The organism is Mesorhizobium sp. WSM1497, assembly GCF_001672455.2.
Classification (GTDB): Bacteria; Pseudomonadota; Alphaproteobacteria; order Rhizobiales; family Rhizobiaceae; genus Mesorhizobium; species Mesorhizobium ciceri.
In genome coordinates this window covers 3297425-3314754 of sequence record NZ_CP021070.1, presented here as the reverse complement: position 1 = coordinate 3314754, position 17330 = coordinate 3297425, and the positions used below count along the sequence as shown (strand labels likewise).

Sequence of the window (17330 nt, the reverse complement as noted above, 5' to 3'; positions counted from 1 at the left end):
GCCATGTCCGAGCTCATTTTGCCCACACCGATGCGGATCAAGCCGCATGGCTCGGACACGATCCGCGACGTCGCCACGCTCAGGGATGCCAGCGAAATCCTGATCGATTGGCCGCACGCCAAGCGCGGCCCGTTCTACCAGGCGGCGCGCGAGAAGGTCGAAGCCGCATTGGAAACCCAGACAGGCGCCGCCGAGGCGCAGGAAGCGTTCGCAGCGCTCTGCAGCCACGCCGGCGTCTTGGTGCGGTAGGTGTCAAAGGAAGCAGACGTCGTGCCTCGCCTGCTTTGTCATTTCGTTGGAAGCTCGCCCTGGACAATCGGCTGAGAGGTTTCGAATCCAAAGCTCTTCGGCACCAGAAGAATCAATGCAATCACGATGGCGATCGATGCAAGCAACGTTGCTGTGGCTGCAATATCTCTCACGATAATCTCTCCAAATTCCAAGTCGTGAGAAAAACGCTCCCGAGAAAACGAGGTTCCATTAGCTTGTGCGATAATACCAGTGAGCCGGCGTTTATTGCTTCGGCGGCTGGGGTGGAACTTCACCCGGCTTGATCACCGGCGTCTTGCCTTCGTCGGGGGCCGGCGCCGCCATGCCCTGGTCTCCCGTCGGGGGCGGTTTCAGCACGCCGCCGCAGTCGTTGAGCTTCGCGGTCAAATTGCCGTCATCGGCTTGCTTTTCAGGCTGCTGTTTTGCCTCTTGCCCGGTCTGAGCCCTGCATTTGTCGGCCTGCGGCGCCTGGCTGTCGTTCTGCTGCTGGGCTGCGGCCGGCACTGCCAGCGCCAGCATAAGGCCGAATGGCATGATGGCGAGAGTTCTCATCACTGCCTCCTTCTTTCTTTCACGGTCGCCTGCGGCGGCCTTCCCTTCACAGGGACAACGCCTGTCGACGAAAAAGGTTGGCCGCGTCGCCGGGCGGCATTGCAACCAAACCCGTTCGCCGGCCGTTGCGCGTGCCGGAGGCGGTCATGTTCGAAGGTTTTCAAGGCGCGGAAATCGACACCGGCGATGCCGGCATATTCTGCCTGCGTGCCGGGACCGGGCCGCCATTGCTGTTGCTGCACGGCTTTCCGCAGACGCATCTGATGTGGCGCGACATCGCGCCGGCTCTGGCCAGCCGGTTCAGCGTCGTCTGCGCCGATTTGCGCGGCTATGGCGGCAGCTCCTGTCCGGCGTCCACTCCGGACCACGCACCCTATGCCAAGCGCGCCATGGCGGACGATTTGGTGAGGCTGATGGAGAAGCTGGGTTTCAGCAGCTTCATGGTCGCCGGCCATGATCGCGGCGGGCGTGTCGCCTACCGCATGGCGCTCGACCATCCGGGCAGCATCGACAGGCTCGCCGTCCTCGACATCGTGCCGACCGCCGATGCCTGGGACCGCGCCGACGCCAGGCTGGCGCTGGGCTATTGGCCATGGTCGCTGCTGGCGCAGCCCGAGCCATTGCCCGAAAAGATCCTGTCCGGCGCCGCCGAGGCGATCGTCGACAATGCGCTCAACGGCTGGGGCTCACAGCCATCGGCGTTTCCAGCCGAAGTGCGTCAGGCCTATGTCGAGGCCCTGCGTACGCCTGCCCACGCCCATGCCATCTGCGAGGAATATCGGGCGGCAGCCACGCTCGACCGCGAGCATGACCATGCCGACAAGGCAGCCGGCCGGCGCATCCGCTGCCCGCTGCTGGCGCTATGGAGCGGTCAGGGCGCGTTGGCGGATTGGTATGCCGGCGAAGGCGGGCCGCTGGCGCTGTGGCGCGGCTGGGCTGACGACGTGCGCGGCCAGCCGATGCCGGGTGGACACTTCTTCCCCGAGGAGGACCCGGCGCGGACGGCCGATCTGCTGGCCGGCTTCTTCGGCGAAACCAGTCACGGCATCTCCGTGCGATCGGAGTTACCTTCGCCCTCCCCTTGATGGGCTCAGGACGTTTCGGTTTCAGGCAGGTCGGCGCCCAACTGCGGAACGATGATCGAATCCAGCGGCGCCGTCAGCGACCAGCTGAGATGGCCCGGGCTGCGATCCAGCACCGCCAAGCCGTTCAGCGATTGCGGCGCGACCCGTTGCAGGACGACGGTGCCGAAACCCTTGCGCGTGGTTTCGTCTTGCCGCCCCCCGGGCCGCTCTCCCTCACGCACCGGCATCGTCTCGTCCCAGAGCAGATGGATTTCCAGCTTGTCCGAAGCGCCTTCGACGATCCGCCAGGTGATCTCCAGCCGCCCGGCCTCGCTCGCCAGCGCGCCATATTTGGAAGAGTTGGTGCCGAGTTCATGAAACGCCATGCCGAGATTTTGCACGGCATTCGGCTGCAGGGTCAAAAGCGGTCCGGAAAGCGATACCCGCGCCTCGTGGCCGAACGGCTTGAGCTGCTCCTGGGCAAGGTCGAAGAGGCTGGCGCCGGCCCATTCCGAGTTCACCAGCAGATCGTGCGACCGCGACAGCGCCATGATGCGGGAACGGATCATCTCCTCGAACTCGCGCGGATCGGTCGAGCGTTTGCTGGTCTCCCGGATCATCGAGAGGATCACCGCGAACTGGTTCTTGACGCGATGGTTCACCTCGCGGAGCAAAAGCCTGATCCGGCGCTCGCTCTCCTTGCTGGCGGTGATGTCGCGAGCGATCTTCGATGCGCCGATGATCTCGCCGGACCCGTTCCTGATCGGCGAAATGGTCAGCGACACGGCGATGAGGCCGCCATCCTTGCGCCGGCGGATCGTCTCATAGCTGGCCAGGAGTTCGCCCTTGCGAACCCGGCTGATGATGTCGGTCTCTTCATCCTTGAGATGATCGGGGATGAGCATGAGCACGGAGCGGCCGACGGCCTCTTCGGCGGTGTAGCCGAACATGCGGTGCGCCGCCGCGTTCCAACTGGTGATGATGCTGTTCAGGTCCTTGCTGACGATGGCGTCGAAGGACGAATCGACAATCGCCGCCAGCCGAGCGTGGGCAGTGATTTCGAGCAGGCTATCGACGCTTGCCAATTCTGTCATTGCCCCGTCGTGGCCCCACCTTGCCGCCTCCCGCCAGCGTCCGGGCATGCGTGAGGATTTCCCTCGTGCCAGAAATGCCTGACCGGGCATTTTGGTTGCAGTCGGTGCGCAACATTCCGCATTTGCGGTCGCGGACACGCATGTCACGATAATGCCCGGCCCTCCATCTCGGCAATGCCTCTGCGGCTGTAAATGCCGATCCAGTCGAGCTGCTGTAAGCCCGGTGGCCGCTTCGCCCTGTCCGTCTCATCGGCCTGCTTCTTCGGAGCCGGCGTCGTTGGGCGGCGCAACGGGCACTGCATCGGCGTCGGGATTCCTTTGCGGACAGTCCTCGTAGCTGTGGTCGCGTCCGCCGCAGAAGGAACAGCACATGGCCTCGCGATCCCCGCTTCCGGGCCGCCATTGCGGAGCTTTGTAGGGCTTCCTGCCATCCATCCCCAGCAATGCACGACGGACCATTTGGTTGCGCTGCCACAGACGGCGAGCCGGCGGTTGCGGAACCACCCGGCGGGATGCGAGTTTCGGCCGATACTTCCATTCGAGGAACAGCCATGCCAATGCGCCGAATTGCCTTCATGACGGCAGCGATCCTGCTGGCCGCGACCGGCCTCGCCGAAGCCAGGCCCGACACCCGCACGATGAGTTGCGACCAACTCCGGCAACTGCTCCAAAGCCGCCATGCCGTGGTGCTAACCACAGGCCCCAACACCTATGACCGCTATGTCAGGCAGTTCGGCAACGAATGCGACTGGCCGGAGGTGCCGATGTCGGCCTATGTCCCGACCCGTGACGGCAGCTGCCCGGTCTACCGCTGCGAGGAACCCGTCACCAACTTTCCGGACTGACACCGCGCTTCCAATCGGCTTTGCCGACGCAGTGCGTTGATCCCGGCGCGCGAACCGGCTAGGGGTGGGGCGCAACGTGCATTTTCCCGCTTCGTCTAATGGTAGGACAGCGCCCTTTGAAGGCGTGAATCGAGGTTCGAGCCCTTGAGCGGGAACCAGCAACCAAGCGCTTGGCTGGTTCGGAGCCGCGCGCAGACTGGCCAGCCGACTTCAGCACATTAGCGCGCGCTTGTATTTCACTCGAAGCAGGATCATCATCCAGGCCGTCAGTGGCTTGAAGGGGTACAGCGCATGGAACTGAGTTGCTTTGACGGGGGCGTCCTTGCGTCGACGATGTCCCTGAACGTCACGGCGGTTTTCATGATATTGGCCGCATTTGCCGCATTTCGGCTGGTTGCAATGTCAGGCGAAGGTTCTGTCGACCAACTCCAGACGGCGTAGCCGGCAGAGAACCTCCCGTGCAGGAGAACGGCATATGGCCGCGAGAAAGGTGATAGCCGTCAAGGACTGGTCTTGCGGCATGAGCGACGAGCTTGGCCGCGTCGTGCTGACCATCAACCCGACCGAGGGTGAGCCCATCCTGGTTTTGATGACAATTTTCCAGGCGGCAAGGATGGCCGGGGAATTGCGAGCGCCGAAACTCGTCTCCATACCCCGGTGATGCCACGCCCCTGGTAAGGCGGATCAAGCTCGCCGGGGCAGCCCCAACGCCCTCCCCGGCGAGCCCTGTTGCTCCGTTACGATGAACAATGGAGCAATTACTGCTTTACGGATCCGGGCGCCATCAAGTTGCATCCGGCTCCTGAAACCATTTCGCGGACCCCGCGTTGACCACCGGGCCGACACAGGAGACATCTCATGACCGTCAACTGCCGCATCTCGATCGACAACCGGCCGGAGGCCACGGACGCGGTTTTTCAGGCGGTTCCGCGGATCGGCGAAAGCGTTGCGCTGTCGATCGATGGAACCACGCAGGATCTGCGGGTATCGCGTGTCGTGCACGTCACCAATGGCAGCCTAGAAGGTGCCGCGATCGTCGTCGAAGTGACGACCAACATCCTCTGAATCGAGAGTTATGGTCCGCTGGGCCGGTCGGCACCGCGTTGCGGCGACCGGCAGCCTGAAAGGACTGGAGCGGCTCACGCGCGGTGAACCGCTACTCCTTGCCGCTTTCGGAAATGCCGTTGCCGCCGGCGGTTGGCAAGATACCGAAGTCTTGCGACTTCGCCCCTTGCTCCGCCGTCAGGAAGCCGTCCGAGGCAAGCCCGCGCCGCAGCAATTCCCTGACCGCGGCCGAACGGCTCGGCATACGCTTGTCGAAGCGCCAGTTTTCCAGCGCAGCCAGCTCGTCTGACGTCAGCATGATCTGCAACCGTTCCGGGCGTTCCAGTTCAGTCATCGCGCTCCCTCGCTCAGGATCCCGATACCTCGAATGAGTATTCAACTCGCTTATCTAATAGTTAGGAAAGCGCTCCTAGCGCGTCAAGACCTCGCGATGAGTGAACTGCTTCTCATGCGCATGATGAGCCTGATGGTATTCGGCGTAAGGCGCATACTTGCATAACTATGCTAACTAGCTGATTTGTTTAGATATTATTTAATTCGTGACTTGCCAAGACGAAGCCTCTGCCGCATTGTGTAACCTGAACAGAAAACCGTTCCCTTTGGGAGGTTTCGATGCGGTATGATTACTCGGCGCGACTGCGCGATGACGTTCGTTCAGCGGTCCAGATCGCCTTCAGGAAGACCGGCATCGTCAGCATCACGGCGGTGGCGGAACATGTAAGGGTCAGGAACCTGGCCGAAAACATCGCCCTCGAGGACGTCGAATACCTTGTCTTCCAGGCAGCCCAGCTGATTGGCGCCGCAATTGAATTCGACGGGCTCACCAATTTCGACGGCGTGGCTGGCCTGTTCGTGGATGGTCTCGGTGGCGACGATGGCGGGCGGATGATCGCCCAACGCGACGGGCCTGGTCCGGCCACCCTGCAGTAAGACGGTACCGGCTGAACAGGGGGCCTTCTCAAAAGGCCGCCCTGCTGTTTCTGAACCGGGTGATGACCGGAGCCGTTCCGTCAGGCAGAGCCGGCGATTTGTGAGGCGAAGTCGCGATAGGGACGCAGAGGGCGGCCCAGAAGCGCGGTCAGGCGCTCCACGTCGCCGGCGTCGGGCAGCATGCCGTCGGTCAGGAACCGTTCGCCCATCAAGCGCATGTCGTACGCCATCCAGGCAGGCAGGAACTGCTTGAGATTCTGCTCGAAACCTTCGGTGTTGTCGCCGCCGTAGCTGATCGGCCGGGCGAGCACGTCGGACCAGATGGCCGCGATATCCGTCCCGGTCAGTGTCTGCGGACCGACGAGGTTGATCCGCTCGAGCGCAAGCGGCTCCGCGGACCGTTCGCGGCGCAGCAGCTCGAGAGCGGCGATCTCGGCGATATCACGCACATCGACCATGGCGAGGCCTTTGGCGCCGATCGGCATTGTGTAGGTGCCGTAGCCGGTGATGACGTCTTCGATCATCAGGTCGTTCTGGATGAAATAGGCCGGGCGCAGGATCGTAGCCTGGAAGCCCATCTGCTCGATCATTCGCTCGACGCCGAACTTGCCGGCGAAATGCGGCACGTTCACATACACGTCGGCATGGATCACCGAGAGATAGACGATCCGCTCGATGCCCGCCGATCGGGCGACGTTCAGCGCGACCAAAGCCTGGGTGAATTCGTCCGGCACCACGGCGTTCAAGAGGAACAGGGTGGAAACGCCGGACATGGCTTTGCGCAGTGAATCGACATCGAGAAAGTCGCCTTGCGCGACCGATACGCCAGCCGGGAAGCTGGCCTTCGACGGATCGCGGACGAGAGCACGGACGTCGGCGCCGCGTTTGACGAGGTGCTCGACGACTTGGCGGCCAACATTGCCTGTGGCGCCGGTAACGAGGATGGTCATGGAATTTCTCCTGTTGGGTTGCTTGACAGGCCCAATATGTGTGGCTCACAAACACTCAAACAGACCGAAATTTTAGACGCACCGTCTCACTGGTGGAACACCTATGGATATTCTGGCCCTCACCGATTTCAACCTCGTTGCCCGCCATGGCGGTTTCGGCAAGGCGGCACGGGCCACCGGCCGGCCCAAGGCAACCCTGTCGCGGCGCGTTGGAGACTTGGAGAGCAGCCTTGACCTGCGCCTGTTTGAACGGGGTGCGCGTAACCTGAAGCTGACCGAGGAAGGACGGGCGCTTTTCGAGCGGACGGGGGCGTTGCTTGCCGAACTGGACGAGACGGCCGCGGCGATCGCCTCGGGCGGTCAAAGACCCAAGGGGAGACTGCGGATCAGCGCGCCCCTGCTTTTTTCTCAGACCGCGATGGGGAGGATCGCCGCGGGATTTGCCCTCAAATTTCCGGAGGTGAGGCTGGAGGTCACGACGGAGGACCGGGCTGTGGACATGATCGAGGAAGGCTACGACCTGGTGATCCGGGTCAACCCGGATCCCGACGAAAGCTTGGTCGGACGGGCGTTTCTCCGCGACCGGCTGGTCGTCGTGGCGAGCCCTCACCTTCCTCGCACCGGTGGACCGGCCCCTGCCGTTGCGCGCGGGAAAGGCGAACGGCAAACATGGCACGTGAAGACCGAGGGTGGCCGGTCGACGATCAAAATCGAGCCGGTCCTCGCTTTGGGAACGCTCATTATGGTGCGCGATGCGGTGCGGGCGGGGGTCGGTGCGGCACGTCTTCCCATTTCGTTGGTGGCCCACGATTTGGCTGACGGCACGTTGGTGAATTGGGGGGACATCGACGCCCCTGAGATCGCTCTTTGGACGCTCTACCCCTCCCGGCGGCTGCTCAGCCCGCGCGTGTCGGCGTTCCTGGATTTTCTGAAACAGGCCTTCCCGAACGGGACGCCGGACGAACTGGCCGCCTATATCGGCAGGTGATGCCCGACCGCTTTCGCCGGCAAGAACTTTTATTTTTGGCGGAAGGAGTTTGCGGTGGAACAAGTTGGGGCGACGGCAATTATCTTGTCGCCCTACAAGAGGAGGACGTCGTGAAAGACTTGCGCAGTCTCCTTGCCGAACTATCAGCCAACTGGCTCAAGCGCCGCAAGGCGCAGGCGCCCACGACCGTGAACACGGTCAAACCCCGCCCTGCCCACCAGGCGACGCGGCAACGCGCCGCCCACAAACCCAAAACACCGCCCACCCGCGACGTCGCCTCGAACATGTGAGCCCCGCGGACAATGTGGGGCCCAATGCCGCTGGGGGGTATCGGCAATCTATCACGCCAGATTGATTGGTAGCGACGAAACCTTGAGCGGACGTAAGCGTTTATTGCTTCAGCCCAATTGAGGTGGTTCCAATGCAAACGGCATGGTTCTCCAAACCTGTGGCGGTTTCGGTCGGCGTCACCGGTTCCATCCATCATCTGTCCAACACACAGCAGGCCATTGATTTGCTCACCACACATTGGCGTGACGCAGGCAGCCCGAAGCATCGGTCCGCACTGCGCGCCTGCCAGCGGGCGACGAGCGGCGATGTTGCCCCCGACGTCGCCAGGGCGGCGCTCGTCGAAGCAGCGCGCGAAGCCCACATCCTGATCGAATAGCCACATCGTGATCTAATAGGCGTATCGATTGAACCTGCTGACGCTATAATCGCTGCGCCCCCTCCGGAGAACGCCTGCCATGACCCTGAAAACACGCAAGCTCGGCAGCCAGGGGCTGCAGGTCTCGGCCATCGGCCTCGGCTGCATGGGCATGAGCCAGTCCTATGGCCCGGCCGACGAGGCCGAATCCATCGCCACGCTGCACCGTGCCATCGACCTCGGCTGCACCTTCCTCGACACCGCCGAAGTCTATGGCCCTTACGACAACGAAGCCCTGCTCGGCCGGGCATTGAAGGGCAAGCGCGACCAGGTGACGATCGCCACGAAATTTGGCTTCCGCATCGAAAACGGCAAGCAGACCGGAACCGACAGCCGGCCCGAGCACATTCGAGAGGCGGTGGAAGCCTCGCTCGGCCGCCTCGGAACCGACCGTATCGACCTGCTCTACCAGCACCGCGTCGACCCGGCGGTGCCGATGGAGGATGTCGCGGGCGCCGTCGGCGAACTCGTCGCGCAAGGCAAGGTGCGCTTCTTCGGCCTCTCGGAAGCGGGTGCAGCCAACATCCGCCGGGCGCATGCCGTGCATCCGGTGTCGGCGTTGCAGAGCGAGTATTCGCTGTGGGAGCGCAATCTGGAGCCGGAGATCATCCCGCTGCTTGGCGAACTCGGCATCGGCCTGGTGCCGTTCTCGCCGCTCGGCCGAGGGTTTCTCACCGGCCAGGTCAAGCGTGCGGAAGACTATCCCGACGGCGATTATCGCCGCAACGACCCGCGCTACCAGGGCGAAAACTACGACGCCAATGTCGAGGCGGCCGCCAAGGTGAGCGACATCGCCGCTGCCCGCGGCGTCAAGCCCGGCCAGGTCGCGCTGGCCTGGCTGCTGGCGAAGGGCGACGGCTTTGGCATCGACATCGTGCCGATCCCCGGCACCAAGCGCAGAAAATACCTGGAAGAGAACGTCGCCGGCGCCGCTATCAAACTCGATGCCGCCGAGATGGCCGCGCTCGACGAAGCGCTCGCGCCGGGAAAAATCTCCGGCCCGCGCTACACCGAGCGGGGCATGGCGATGGTCGACCGGTAGGGGGCGCCTGCTCCAGCGTCCGCGACAATCTCGCCAAGCTCGTTCCGAATAGTGACGCTAACGAAAGCCCAGATGCTTCCGATAGCAGTGGGTTTCCACGGTGAACCTGCCGGCGACATCATCCGGCAGCCAAAGTGCGTCTTCGAAGCTGCGGCTCAAGCGCCATCCTTCGCGGGCATAAAATCTCTGCGCGCGGACATTTCCCGCCGTGCAGAAAAGCTCGGCCTCCGCCACGCCCTGTTCGCACAAGAGATGCTCGCCATAAGACAGCAGATCGCGGGCGGTTCCGCTTCCCCGTGCTTGCGGGCTTACATAGAGTTTGACCAGCTCCGCCCCGTTTATCGAGACGAAGCCAAGCAATCCATCGGCTGCCGCCACATGGAAGGCGTCGGCGGATTGCTCCAGCCACAGCGCAAAATGCGCCGGCGTTCGGTACGCCAGGATTTCGGCTGGAACCAGATGCGCATGGGCATCATGCCAGCCCTGATGCCACAGTTGCACGATCGCCGGCCGGTCGGCTTCCTGGGCTGGGCGAATTTCGAGCATTTCTCACCGCCGACGGGTAGCTAATCCGTAAGGCCGCGCGGAGGGCCGCCTGGTTCCATGGGCCCTCAGCCGATTTCGGTCAACCCGCCGCTGCCGCGGTAACCTTCTTGGACGCGGCCCGCTGTCGCCGCATGCGCCGTTTGGCGACAAGCTTGAGCGCGACCGGCGGCTCGTTTGACAGCGCGCCCAGCACGGCGTCGACCATGCCATGCGCCACGAAATCCGCGTTCATGTCACGCGCCAGTTTGCCCGCCGTCTCCTTGTCCTCGCTGTCGGCCTCCGACCAGAACACGATTCCCACCCGAAGTGCGGCCTTCGCACGCTTCAGCCGGCGGACCAGAAAGCGGGCGTGCTTGATGGAATCCCGGTTCAGGAATCCGACCACGACGGTGTCGACGGTTTCGAGCTCAAGGCGGCGAATGCCGGCGGGTTCCATATCGGCAAAGCTGGCTTTCGACACCGTCGCGCCCTGGACCTCCAGCACCTGCGCCAGCATCGCGGCAGCGGCGTCGTCGAGCTCGCCACGCCCCCCGGCGCAAAGCACGGACATATCCGTGCCATCGGGCAGTTCGGTCTCGTCCTCCCCGCCGGGATCGTCATCGTCGCTCGCCTCTGCGGCCACGGGCGGCCCCTCCTCCTCGCCTGCCTCCTCCTGCGCGCTGTCGTCGAGATTGGCGACCAGCATCAGGGCACTGGCCGCCACCTGCCGCCTTTGCAAATCGCCCATGACGCCGCGCACACGGTCCTGTTCGCCCAGCAGAAGCGCCGGAATGGCAACCTTGTCATAGAATTCGACCAGATATTTCTCCTCCAGCATCTCCTCGGCATGATCGGTGGCTTCTTCCGGATCGCCGGCCAGCAGCCGCTGGTACAGGCGCGCATGGGGTTCGAGCACGGGCTCGTTGCCGAACAGCACGTCCAGGAATTCAAACTGCGGCACGTGCCTGCCCAGCACCACCAGGCAGACAGTGAGCGGCGTCGACAGGATCAGCCCGAGTGGCCCCCAGAGCCACGTCCAGAAAATCGCCGCGACGATGATCGCCAGCGGCGAGAGTCCCGTTCGCGAACCGTAGAGCCAGGGTTCGATGACATTGCCGGTGATCAGTTCCATCACCACGAACAGGGCGGCTGTCCACAGCACGAGCGACCAGCCCGGTGCCACGGCCAGCGCCAGGAACAGCGGCAAAAGCATGCCTATGATCGGGCCGATATAGGGAACGAAACGCAGCGCCAGTGCCAGCAGCCCCCACAGCAGCGCATTGGGAATACCGAGGGCCCAGAGCCCGATCGCGATCGGTATGGCGTAGACGATGTTGACGACCAATTGCATCAGGAGGTAGCGGCCCACCCGCTTGGCGGCATCCTGAAGCGCCTCGGTGGTGCGGTGGAGGTCGCCGTAGCCGACAAGCCGGATGAAGCGGTCGCGCAGATCCTCCCGCTCGAGCAGCATAAAGATGACGACGACGATGATCAGCCCGGCCGACCCAAGCGGGCTGATCAGCGGCCCGACGACATTCTGCAGGACCTGAAGCGGCCTTTCGTGCGCGACGATCTCGACCGGCACCGGCTCGCGCGGCGGCTTTTCCGGGGCGGCGGCCGGCAGCGAGGGGTCTTGCCTGTCGATCTCCTGGCCGACCCGCTCGACCACCTTGCTCAGTCTGGCAAGGATCCCGCCCCCGACCCCGGTTTCCTTGAGCGAGCGGATCTTGGTCAGGATGTTGGTCTGGTAGACCGGGATGTTCTGCGCCAGTTCGCTGACCTGCGTGGCGACGATGAAGGAGAACAGGCCAAGCGCCGCGAAGGCGCCGAGCACGCTGGCGATGACGGCGGCAATCCGGGGAATGCCGACTTTTTTTAGCGCTGCGACAAGCGGCGCCAGTGCGAAGGTCAGCAGCAGCGCGATGGCGATCGGCAGGAAAACCTCGCGCCCGAAATACAGTGCCGCCACTGTCGTGACGATGGCCGCCACATTGGGCAAAGAGGTTCGCGGATGGGGCGCGGTCGCTGAAAGGGTGTCCCCCAGCCCATCAGCCGGAGACGCCGTGCCGTTTCGACGATTGGCCACGTGATGCCTCCCTGCCAAATGCCATGATCGGGCATATAGAGCGGACGTGCAACTTTAGCCAACGATGAAATACGCCGCACTCACAGGCAATGATCCGGCCCGCACCGGCCGCTCCCGAAGGGCTAAATGGAAGTCAGGCTCGCCCGATCGGATCAGCGCGCCGCATGCCTGGCCAGCGCGTGCTCGATCAGCACGTCGATGGTCTGGCTGTAGCCGATGCCTGAGGCGGCAAGCGCCTTGGCATACATCGAGATGTCGGTGAAGCCGGGAATGGTGTTGACCTCGTTGACAAGCAGGCTGCCGTCGGCGCGCAGGAAGAAATCGACGCGCGCCATGGCTTCGCAGCCAAGCGCCTGGAACGCCTGCCGCGCCATATCCCTGGCCTTTTCGGCCACATCGGCCGGGACATCGGCGGGCACCTTGACCAGCGCGCCGTCGGCATCGAGATATTTGGCCTCATAGGTGTAGAAGCCGTGCTTGCCGGCCGGAATGATCTCGCCGGGCAGCGACACCGTCAGCGACCCGTCGGCGCGCTCCAGCACCGAGAACTCGATCTCGCGGCCCTCGACGAATTCCTCGATCAACACTTTGCCGTCGTAGCGGAAAGCCGTGTCGATGGCCTGCTCGAAGCCGTCCCTGTCATTCACCTTGCTGACCCCGAAGGACGAGCCCTGGCGCGCCGGCTTGGCGAAGAAAGGCAGGCCTAGCGTCCCGGCAATCTCCTGGAAGGAATGCTTGCCGTTTCGATGCACGGTGACGGAGCGGGCAACCGCCAGTCCCGCCTCGCGCATCAGCCGCTTGGCGACGTCCTTGTCCATGGCGGCGGCCGAGGCGAGAATGCCGCAGCCGACATAGGCGACATCGGCGACCTCGGCATAGCCCTGCACCGAGCCGTCCTCGCCGAACGGCCCGTGCAGCACCGGGAACACGACGTCGATGGGGGGCAGCTCAGGCTGCGTACCATCCCGCGACACCGCAACCAGCCGGCCCTTGCCGCCGGGCAACAAAGCAACCTCCGGGCCGTCTTCGGAGGCCGGCGCCCCTGCCGCCTCATCGCCGATCGCCGCGGCGCGATCGAGTTGTTGCAGCAGCCACCTGCCGCCTCGCGAAATGGCGATCGGCACGATATCGTAGCGCGTGCGGTCGATCGCCTTCAGCACATTGGCGGCCGAAAGGCGCGACACGTCGTGCTCGGCCGAACGCCCGCCATAGAGGATGGCCACTCTTGTCTTGTCGGTCATCGAAATCCCTCGACTGTCAAAAAATCAAATGGCGACGGCAATGCCGCGATTGGCAAAGAAGCGGTCGAAATCGGCCGGTGACAACACTGCGTCTGCCTGTGTGGCGGGCTCATGGCCGGACGGGTTGTGAAAGCGGAAATCTTCGTCGGATGCCGCGGTGATCAGCACCAGATGGCCGCCCTTCGAGGGCGGCTCACGCTCGGGCCAGCGGATCGAGCTGCTGACCGACGCGATGAAGAAGCGCGTCCGCTGCATGATCGCCGGAATGTCTGATGTGGCGACATTGGTCATCACCTCGGTGCGCAGGCCGAAAGCTTCCTTCACGAAGCTGACGAAGGGCGCGTAGATCAGCCCCTTGATCGATCCCTCATTGACGACATAGCCGCCATATAAGGTGCAGCGCCTGGCAAGTTCGATCGTCGGCACGATCTCGCCGCGACTGGCCAGGATCATCTTAAGGCAGGCCATGCCGCAGATGTTGGCGGCCCAGATTGCGTATTCATCGAGAGTCTCCGCCCCGGATCGCCTCCACAGCGGATCGCGCCTGAGCGCAACATCCGCGCCGTCGGCGAGCACGTCCAGCGTCAAGTCAGGCGTTTCCCACTGGCTGAAAAACGGCACGGTTTCAGGCGGCGGGCTCATGCGGTCTCCTCGGTCGGCTGGTTCCATCTCGTATACGAGGATACGAGATGGATGAAAAGCCGTGACATCCAGTGGCGCGACCCAGAAGACGTCATCTTCCGTTTCGGTCAACCATCGCTGACATCCGGGGTTAGCGGAAGCCTCTCCCGCCTTCGTCATCCACAGGCGGAGCAGGAGCGAAGCTCCGTCGCGGAGACCCGAGGATGACGAACGTGGTGAATGCTGCGCGCCGCCTACTCGGCCTTCGCCCAGCCGAAAACCAGCCACGCATATTTCGATTTTTCGTAGGGTTCGACAGTGTAGGTCATCTGCATGTCGCCGTCCTTGGCGTAGATATCCAGCCGGGGCGCCGTATCCAGCTCGAGCCACGCCGAACTCTTGCTGAACGACCAGGTTCCGCACCAGACGCAAGGCCCCGACGTCGGATCCCCGGGCTGGTGAAAATTGTAGCGGCCGTCCGCCGTGATCTCCAGATAGTCGAACGCCCCGTAAAACGCGGTCACCGTCTGCTGGAACTCACTGGCGGCCGCTTCCTGTTCCGGTGTCGGCGCATCCTTCATATCGCGCGGCGGCCGGATGGCTCCGCCGTTGAGTTTCCATTTGCCGACAAAATCCTTCTCGGTCGGAAGATATTCCTCCTGGGCCTGCGCCGATGAAATATAAGCAAAGGATGATATACTTGTGAGGCCAACGGCCCCGATCGCAAATAGAAGCGTGGCGGCACAGATCGCCCTTGCTGGGTTTTGCATAAAAAAAATATCTCCACGGGGGGTAAGGGGAGTTTTATTGAAAATTTGTGGCGGACGTTGCTTCGGGACCGATTCCCACCCGCCATTTGCACGGTTAGCATCGGGGCCACCGATCTGGCAACGCAAGGCAGCCTCTCTCCAGCATCGCCCATGCGTCCGCGATCCCGGCCGGCTGAATATCGGCAGCTTAGAAGGTGATCTTCACCGAAGCGGCGCTGCGACGATGCGGGCCGTGATGGACGGCCTCGATGTTGTTGCCGTCCGGATCGAGCAGGAAGGCGGCGTAATAGCCGGGGTGATAGGGCCGTTCGCCCGGCGCGCCATTGTCCGTGCCGCCGGCCGCCAGCCCGGCCTTGTAGAAGCCGTCGACCATGGCGTGGTCCCTTGCCTGGAAAGCCAGGTGATGGCGGCCGGTGAGTTTTCCCTGTGCGGCCCGGCTGTCGGCAGTGGAGACAAACAGCTCGTCGGCCCAGAAAAAGTCGGCGCCGCTACCTCCGATCGGGACATCGAGCGCCTGCAGGACCGCCTCGTAGAAACGCCGGCTGGCCGGGAGGTTTCTGACCACCAGTTGGATGTGGTCGATGAGCCGGCCGCGATGCAATTCCTGGGTTTCCATGAAAACGCCTCCTCGTGTGGGTTCGAATTTAGGTTGGGATAGGGCGTCGTCAATGCGGATACTTCCCAGCAAACAAAGGGCCCGCCGGGAGGGGATCCGGCGGGCCTTTGGAAAGCATGTCTAGCCTTCAGGGGTCTGAGGGGGGATCAGACCTGGTAAGAACCTTTGTTGGCCGCGGAGGTTCCACCCGAACAAAAAAATTGCCGATGGCCCGTCCGCGGAATTCAAGCAATGGAGGCGATTTCTTCGCGAGACCACTCACAGTTTGGAACTTTCCGCTCGCAACCGGGTTTGGTGGCGCGGTGGGAGGAATTGCGATTGGATTGTTTTCAGAGGCTCGAAGCGCTGGTCGACAGCGCCGGTGTCGACGATATCGAGGAAGCAACCGCTCTGCTGCGCCGGTTCAAGGGCAGGTCGCGCGAGGTCGCGGCAGCCATCGACGAATTCATGCTCGATTTCATGACCTTGGTCTTCGTCGTCGAAAACGGCGAAGAAGGTTTCGAAAGGCCGGTCCGCAAGCTCGCTCGCACCAGGCTTTCAAAGCTTGAGCGGCTGGTGACTGTAACGGCGGAGGAAAAGCCGGCTTCCAGCGCCGGCCTATCCCTTCAGGATGGCGGCTAGCCTTGGAATGCCTTCGCTCACCGCGCGCCGGTCGGCGAGCGTGAAGGACAGCCGCAGTGTGTTGCGCCCGGTGCCATCGGCATAAAAGGCGTTGCCCGGCACGAAGGCGACCCGCGCTTCCTTCACCGACCGAGCCAGAAGCTCGGTGGCGTCGGCCCCTTCCGGCAGTGTCACCCAGACGAACATGCCGCCTTCCGGGCGGCTCCAGGTCACGCCTTCGGGCATGTGGGCTTCCAGTGCCGAGAGCAGCCCGTCGCGGCGCTCGCGATAGGCGCCGATGAGTTTTTCCACCTGGCCTTCGAACACGGCTTCGGCGACGCGATGCATCACCACCTGGTTGATCGACGGGCTGTGCAGGTCCGAAGCCTGCTTCATCAGCACCAGCTTCTCGACAATGTGGCGCGGCGCGCACACCCAGCCGACCCGCATGCCCGGCGACAGGATCTTCGAGAACGAGCCGCAATAGAGCGTGCGCGCCTTGTCGATGCCGCCGGACCGGGCACAATCGAGCGCCAGGATCGGCGGCTCGCCCTCGCCGTCATAGCGCAGCGCGCGGTAAGCGGCATCCTCGATGACGGCGATGTCGAGTTCGCCGGCAAGGTCGAGCACCGCCTCGCGCTGCTCACGGTTCAGCGTGTTGCCGGTCGGGTTGGCGAAATCCGGCACCAGATAGGCGAATTTGGCCTTGCCGCCATTGGCGGCCGCCGCCGCGCGATAGGCATCGGGCGTCATGTTGCCGCCGGCCGGGGTCAGCCGGTCGTAGCGCGGCTCATAGGCGTTGAAAGCCTGCAGCGCGCCGAGATAGGTCGGCCACGTCACCAGCGCGGTGTCGCCCGGCGACAGGAACAGCTTGCCGAGATAATCCAGCGCCTGCTGCGAGCCGGAGGTGATGAAGATGTTGGCCTCGTCGCAGGCGACGCCGAGCTTGCCCATCTGCCCGGCGAGCCAGCGCCGCAACGGCAGATAGCCTTCCGAGACCTGGTATTGCAGCGCAGCGCCCGCCTCGGCGCCACCCAGCACATCGGCATAGGCGTCGCGGATCGCCTCGGCTGGGAACAGCGCCGGATCGGGAATACCGCCGGCAAACGAGATGATGTCCGGCTGGTCGAGCAGCTTCAGCAGCTCGCGGATTTCGGACGCTTTCATGCGCGACGAGCGCGAAGCCAACAGGTTCATAAGGGTCACGGCACGCCTCCCCGGACGCTGCAATATAGGTCAACTTGGCTGACCTATATCCCCTCTTGGCCGCGAATTGAAGTGTGCCTGAACGGTTTCCCGAATGCGCCAGCGCTGGCGCACTGCTCGAACGCCGCGAGCAGTTCCACAAAAGTGTTGCAGCGTTTT

Annotated in this window: 23 protein-coding genes and 1 tRNA gene; 12 read left to right on the top strand and 12 right to left on the bottom strand. The window is 63.5% G+C overall.

All coding sequences use genetic code 11. The features are described 5' to 3' along the window. Nucleotides 1-3 precede the first annotated feature (3 nt). A complete protein-coding gene (locus tag A9K65_RS16105) occupies nucleotides 4-249 on the top strand; it encodes a DUF982 domain-containing protein (RefSeq protein ID WP_064993911.1) in 246 nt (81 codons plus the stop codon). Between the two features lie 38 nt (nucleotides 250-287). Here A9K65_RS16105 and A9K65_RS36495 read toward each other — a convergent pair whose 3' ends face one another. Continuing rightward, the gene (locus A9K65_RS36495) at nucleotides 288-422 is read right to left on the bottom strand and encodes a hypothetical protein (RefSeq protein WP_263484935.1); all 135 of its coding nucleotides are present in this window, start codon (nucleotides 420-422) and stop codon (nucleotides 288-290) included. 91 nt (nucleotides 423-513) lie between these two features. Further along, entirely contained in the window at nucleotides 514-822 is a 309-nt protein-coding gene (locus A9K65_RS16100; protein WP_013530773.1) for a hypothetical protein, read from the bottom strand. A 146-nt stretch (nucleotides 823-968) separates the two neighbouring features. Between A9K65_RS16100 and A9K65_RS16095 the strand changes: the two genes are divergently transcribed. Continuing rightward, nucleotides 969-1907, top strand: a complete 939-nt coding sequence (locus A9K65_RS16095; protein WP_064994058.1) for an alpha/beta hydrolase — start codon at nucleotides 969-971, stop codon at nucleotides 1905-1907. 5 nt (nucleotides 1908-1912) lie between these two features. Here the strand turns inward: A9K65_RS16095 and A9K65_RS16090 are convergent, their stop codons facing one another. Next, nucleotides 1913-2980 carry a PAS domain S-box protein gene (locus A9K65_RS16090; protein WP_064994059.1) on the bottom strand — a complete coding sequence of 356 codons (1068 nt, stop codon included), beginning with the start codon at nucleotides 2978-2980 and terminating at the stop codon, nucleotides 1913-1915. A 551-nt stretch (nucleotides 2981-3531) separates the two neighbouring features. On the opposite strand from A9K65_RS16090, the gene A9K65_RS16085 reads away from it, so the two are divergent. The 4 genes from A9K65_RS16085 (at nucleotide 3532) to A9K65_RS16070 (ending at nucleotide 4890) form a co-directional block, all read left to right on the top strand. Then, nucleotides 3532-3825, top strand: coding sequence for a hypothetical protein (locus A9K65_RS16085; RefSeq protein WP_063172570.1), 294 nt, complete (start codon nucleotides 3532-3534; stop codon nucleotides 3823-3825). 84 nt (nucleotides 3826-3909) lie between these two features. Then, a tRNA-Gln gene (locus tag A9K65_RS16080) sits at nucleotides 3910-3983 on the top strand. Nucleotides 3984-4300: 317 nt separating this feature from the next. Then, complete coding sequence (locus A9K65_RS16075) at nucleotides 4301-4486, top strand: hypothetical protein (RefSeq protein ID WP_013530769.1); 186 nt, start codon at nucleotides 4301-4303, stop codon at nucleotides 4484-4486. A 197-nt stretch (nucleotides 4487-4683) separates the two neighbouring features. Next, nucleotides 4684-4890, top strand: coding sequence for a hypothetical protein (locus tag A9K65_RS16070; RefSeq protein ID WP_013530768.1), 207 nt, complete (start codon nucleotides 4684-4686; stop codon nucleotides 4888-4890). A gap of 91 nt (nucleotides 4891-4981) precedes the next feature. Here the strand turns inward: A9K65_RS16070 and A9K65_RS16065 are convergent, their stop codons facing one another. After that, nucleotides 4982-5224 carry a hypothetical protein gene (locus tag A9K65_RS16065; protein WP_013530767.1) on the bottom strand — a complete coding sequence of 81 codons (243 nt, stop codon included), beginning with the start codon at nucleotides 5222-5224 and terminating at the stop codon, nucleotides 4982-4984. 278 nt (nucleotides 5225-5502) lie between these two features. Between A9K65_RS16065 and A9K65_RS16060 the strand changes: the two genes are divergently transcribed. Beyond that, the gene (locus A9K65_RS16060; protein WP_013530766.1) at nucleotides 5503-5820 is read left to right on the top strand and encodes a hypothetical protein; all 318 of its coding nucleotides are present in this window, start codon (nucleotides 5503-5505) and stop codon (nucleotides 5818-5820) included. An 80-nt stretch (nucleotides 5821-5900) separates the two neighbouring features. Here the strand turns inward: A9K65_RS16060 and A9K65_RS16055 are convergent, their stop codons facing one another. Beyond that, nucleotides 5901-6770, bottom strand: coding sequence for an NmrA/HSCARG family protein (locus A9K65_RS16055; RefSeq protein WP_027160742.1), 870 nt, complete (start codon nucleotides 6768-6770; stop codon nucleotides 5901-5903). A 103-nt stretch (nucleotides 6771-6873) separates the two neighbouring features. On the opposite strand from A9K65_RS16055, the gene A9K65_RS16050 reads away from it, so the two are divergent. The 4 genes from A9K65_RS16050 to A9K65_RS16035 all read left to right on the top strand — a co-directional run bounded on the left by A9K65_RS16050 (nucleotide 6874) and on the right by A9K65_RS16035 (nucleotide 9506). Beyond that, nucleotides 6874-7758 (top strand): LysR family transcriptional regulator, encoded by an 885-nt coding sequence (locus A9K65_RS16050; protein WP_013530764.1) that lies wholly within the window; start codon nucleotides 6874-6876, stop codon nucleotides 7756-7758. Then, nucleotides 7758-8048, top strand: a complete 291-nt coding sequence (locus tag A9K65_RS16045; RefSeq protein WP_013530763.1) for a hypothetical protein — start codon at nucleotides 7758-7760, stop codon at nucleotides 8046-8048. The genes A9K65_RS16050 and A9K65_RS16045 overlap by 1 nt, the downstream gene beginning before the upstream one ends. 131 nt (nucleotides 8049-8179) lie before the next feature. Next, nucleotides 8180-8425 (top strand): DUF982 domain-containing protein, encoded by a 246-nt coding sequence (locus A9K65_RS16040; RefSeq protein WP_013530762.1) that lies wholly within the window; start codon nucleotides 8180-8182, stop codon nucleotides 8423-8425. A gap of 79 nt (nucleotides 8426-8504) precedes the next feature. Continuing rightward, the gene (locus A9K65_RS16035) at nucleotides 8505-9506 is read left to right on the top strand and encodes an aldo/keto reductase (protein WP_027160743.1); all 1002 of its coding nucleotides are present in this window, start codon (nucleotides 8505-8507) and stop codon (nucleotides 9504-9506) included. 57 nt (nucleotides 9507-9563) lie between these two features. Here the strand turns inward: A9K65_RS16035 and A9K65_RS16030 are convergent, their stop codons facing one another. From A9K65_RS16030 to A9K65_RS16005, 6 genes are all read right to left on the bottom strand, one after another. Further along, nucleotides 9564-10052 carry a GNAT family N-acetyltransferase gene (locus tag A9K65_RS16030; protein WP_064993912.1) on the bottom strand — a complete coding sequence of 163 codons (489 nt, stop codon included), beginning with the start codon at nucleotides 10050-10052 and terminating at the stop codon, nucleotides 9564-9566. Nucleotides 10053-10131: 79 nt separating this feature from the next. Further along, on the bottom strand, nucleotides 10132-12117 hold the full coding sequence (locus A9K65_RS16025; protein WP_064993913.1) for an AI-2E family transporter: 1986 nt from the start codon (nucleotides 12115-12117) through the stop codon (nucleotides 10132-10134). 152 nt (nucleotides 12118-12269) lie between these two features. Beyond that, the gene (locus A9K65_RS16020; protein ID WP_063168569.1) at nucleotides 12270-13358 is read right to left on the bottom strand and encodes a D-alanine--D-alanine ligase family protein; all 1089 of its coding nucleotides are present in this window, start codon (nucleotides 13356-13358) and stop codon (nucleotides 12270-12272) included. 24 nt (nucleotides 13359-13382) lie between these two features. After that, entirely contained in the window at nucleotides 13383-14000 is a 618-nt protein-coding gene (locus A9K65_RS16015; RefSeq protein WP_064994060.1) for a C39 family peptidase, read from the bottom strand. A 233-nt stretch (nucleotides 14001-14233) separates the two neighbouring features. Next, a complete protein-coding gene (locus tag A9K65_RS16010) occupies nucleotides 14234-14749 on the bottom strand; it encodes a hypothetical protein (RefSeq protein ID WP_013530757.1) in 516 nt (171 codons plus the stop codon). A 187-nt stretch (nucleotides 14750-14936) separates the two neighbouring features. Further along, nucleotides 14937-15365, bottom strand: a complete 429-nt coding sequence (locus A9K65_RS16005) for a VOC family protein (protein ID WP_064993914.1) — start codon at nucleotides 15363-15365, stop codon at nucleotides 14937-14939. A 318-nt stretch (nucleotides 15366-15683) separates the two neighbouring features. Here A9K65_RS16005 and A9K65_RS16000 point away from each other — a divergent pair, with 318 nt between their 5' ends. Next, on the top strand, nucleotides 15684-15986 hold the full coding sequence (locus A9K65_RS16000) for a hypothetical protein (protein ID WP_224621166.1): 303 nt from the start codon (nucleotides 15684-15686) through the stop codon (nucleotides 15984-15986). On the opposite strand, the gene A9K65_RS15995 is transcribed toward A9K65_RS16000, so the two are convergent. Then, nucleotides 15963-17162, bottom strand: coding sequence for a PLP-dependent aminotransferase family protein (locus A9K65_RS15995; protein ID WP_064993915.1), 1200 nt, complete (start codon nucleotides 17160-17162; stop codon nucleotides 15963-15965). The genes A9K65_RS16000 and A9K65_RS15995 overlap by 24 nt on opposite strands. Nucleotides 17163-17330: the final 168 nt, after the last annotated feature.

Coding starts and splice junctions, on each gene's coding strand:
- A9K65_RS16105 (WP_064993911.1), top strand. CDS start 4: ATGTCCGAGCTCATTTTGCCCACACCGATGCGGATCAAGCCGCATGGC.
- A9K65_RS16100 (WP_013530773.1), bottom strand. CDS start 822: ATGAGAACTCTCGCCATCATGCCATTCGGCCTTATGCTGGCGCTGGCA.
- A9K65_RS16095 (WP_064994058.1), top strand. CDS start 969: ATGTTCGAAGGTTTTCAAGGCGCGGAAATCGACACCGGCGATGCCGGC.
- A9K65_RS16090 (WP_064994059.1), bottom strand. CDS start 2,980: ATGACAGAATTGGCAAGCGTCGATAGCCTGCTCGAAATCACTGCCCAC.
- A9K65_RS16085 (WP_063172570.1), top strand. CDS start 3,532: ATGCCAATGCGCCGAATTGCCTTCATGACGGCAGCGATCCTGCTGGCC.
- A9K65_RS16075 (WP_013530769.1), top strand. CDS start 4,301: ATGGCCGCGAGAAAGGTGATAGCCGTCAAGGACTGGTCTTGCGGCATG.
- A9K65_RS16070 (WP_013530768.1), top strand. CDS start 4,684: ATGACCGTCAACTGCCGCATCTCGATCGACAACCGGCCGGAGGCCACG.
- A9K65_RS16065 (WP_013530767.1), bottom strand. CDS start 5,224: ATGACTGAACTGGAACGCCCGGAACGGTTGCAGATCATGCTGACGTCA.
- A9K65_RS16060 (WP_013530766.1), top strand. CDS start 5,503: ATGCGGTATGATTACTCGGCGCGACTGCGCGATGACGTTCGTTCAGCG.
- A9K65_RS16055 (WP_027160742.1), bottom strand. CDS start 6,770: ATGACCATCCTCGTTACCGGCGCCACAGGCAATGTTGGCCGCCAAGTC.
- A9K65_RS16050 (WP_013530764.1), top strand. CDS start 6,874: ATGGATATTCTGGCCCTCACCGATTTCAACCTCGTTGCCCGCCATGGC.
- A9K65_RS16045 (WP_013530763.1), top strand. CDS start 7,758: ATGCCCGACCGCTTTCGCCGGCAAGAACTTTTATTTTTGGCGGAAGGA.
- A9K65_RS16040 (WP_013530762.1), top strand. CDS start 8,180: ATGCAAACGGCATGGTTCTCCAAACCTGTGGCGGTTTCGGTCGGCGTC.
- A9K65_RS16035 (WP_027160743.1), top strand. CDS start 8,505: ATGACCCTGAAAACACGCAAGCTCGGCAGCCAGGGGCTGCAGGTCTCG.
- A9K65_RS16030 (WP_064993912.1), bottom strand. CDS start 10,052: ATGCTCGAAATTCGCCCAGCCCAGGAAGCCGACCGGCCGGCGATCGTG.
- A9K65_RS16020 (WP_063168569.1), bottom strand. CDS start 13,358: ATGACCGACAAGACAAGAGTGGCCATCCTCTATGGCGGGCGTTCGGCC.
- A9K65_RS16015 (WP_064994060.1), bottom strand. CDS start 14,000: ATGAGCCCGCCGCCTGAAACCGTGCCGTTTTTCAGCCAGTGGGAAACG.
- A9K65_RS16010 (WP_013530757.1), bottom strand. CDS start 14,749: ATGCAAAACCCAGCAAGGGCGATCTGTGCCGCCACGCTTCTATTTGCG.
- A9K65_RS16005 (WP_064993914.1), bottom strand. CDS start 15,365: ATGGAAACCCAGGAATTGCATCGCGGCCGGCTCATCGACCACATCCAA.
- A9K65_RS15995 (WP_064993915.1), bottom strand. CDS start 17,162: ATGAACCTGTTGGCTTCGCGCTCGTCGCGCATGAAAGCGTCCGAAATC.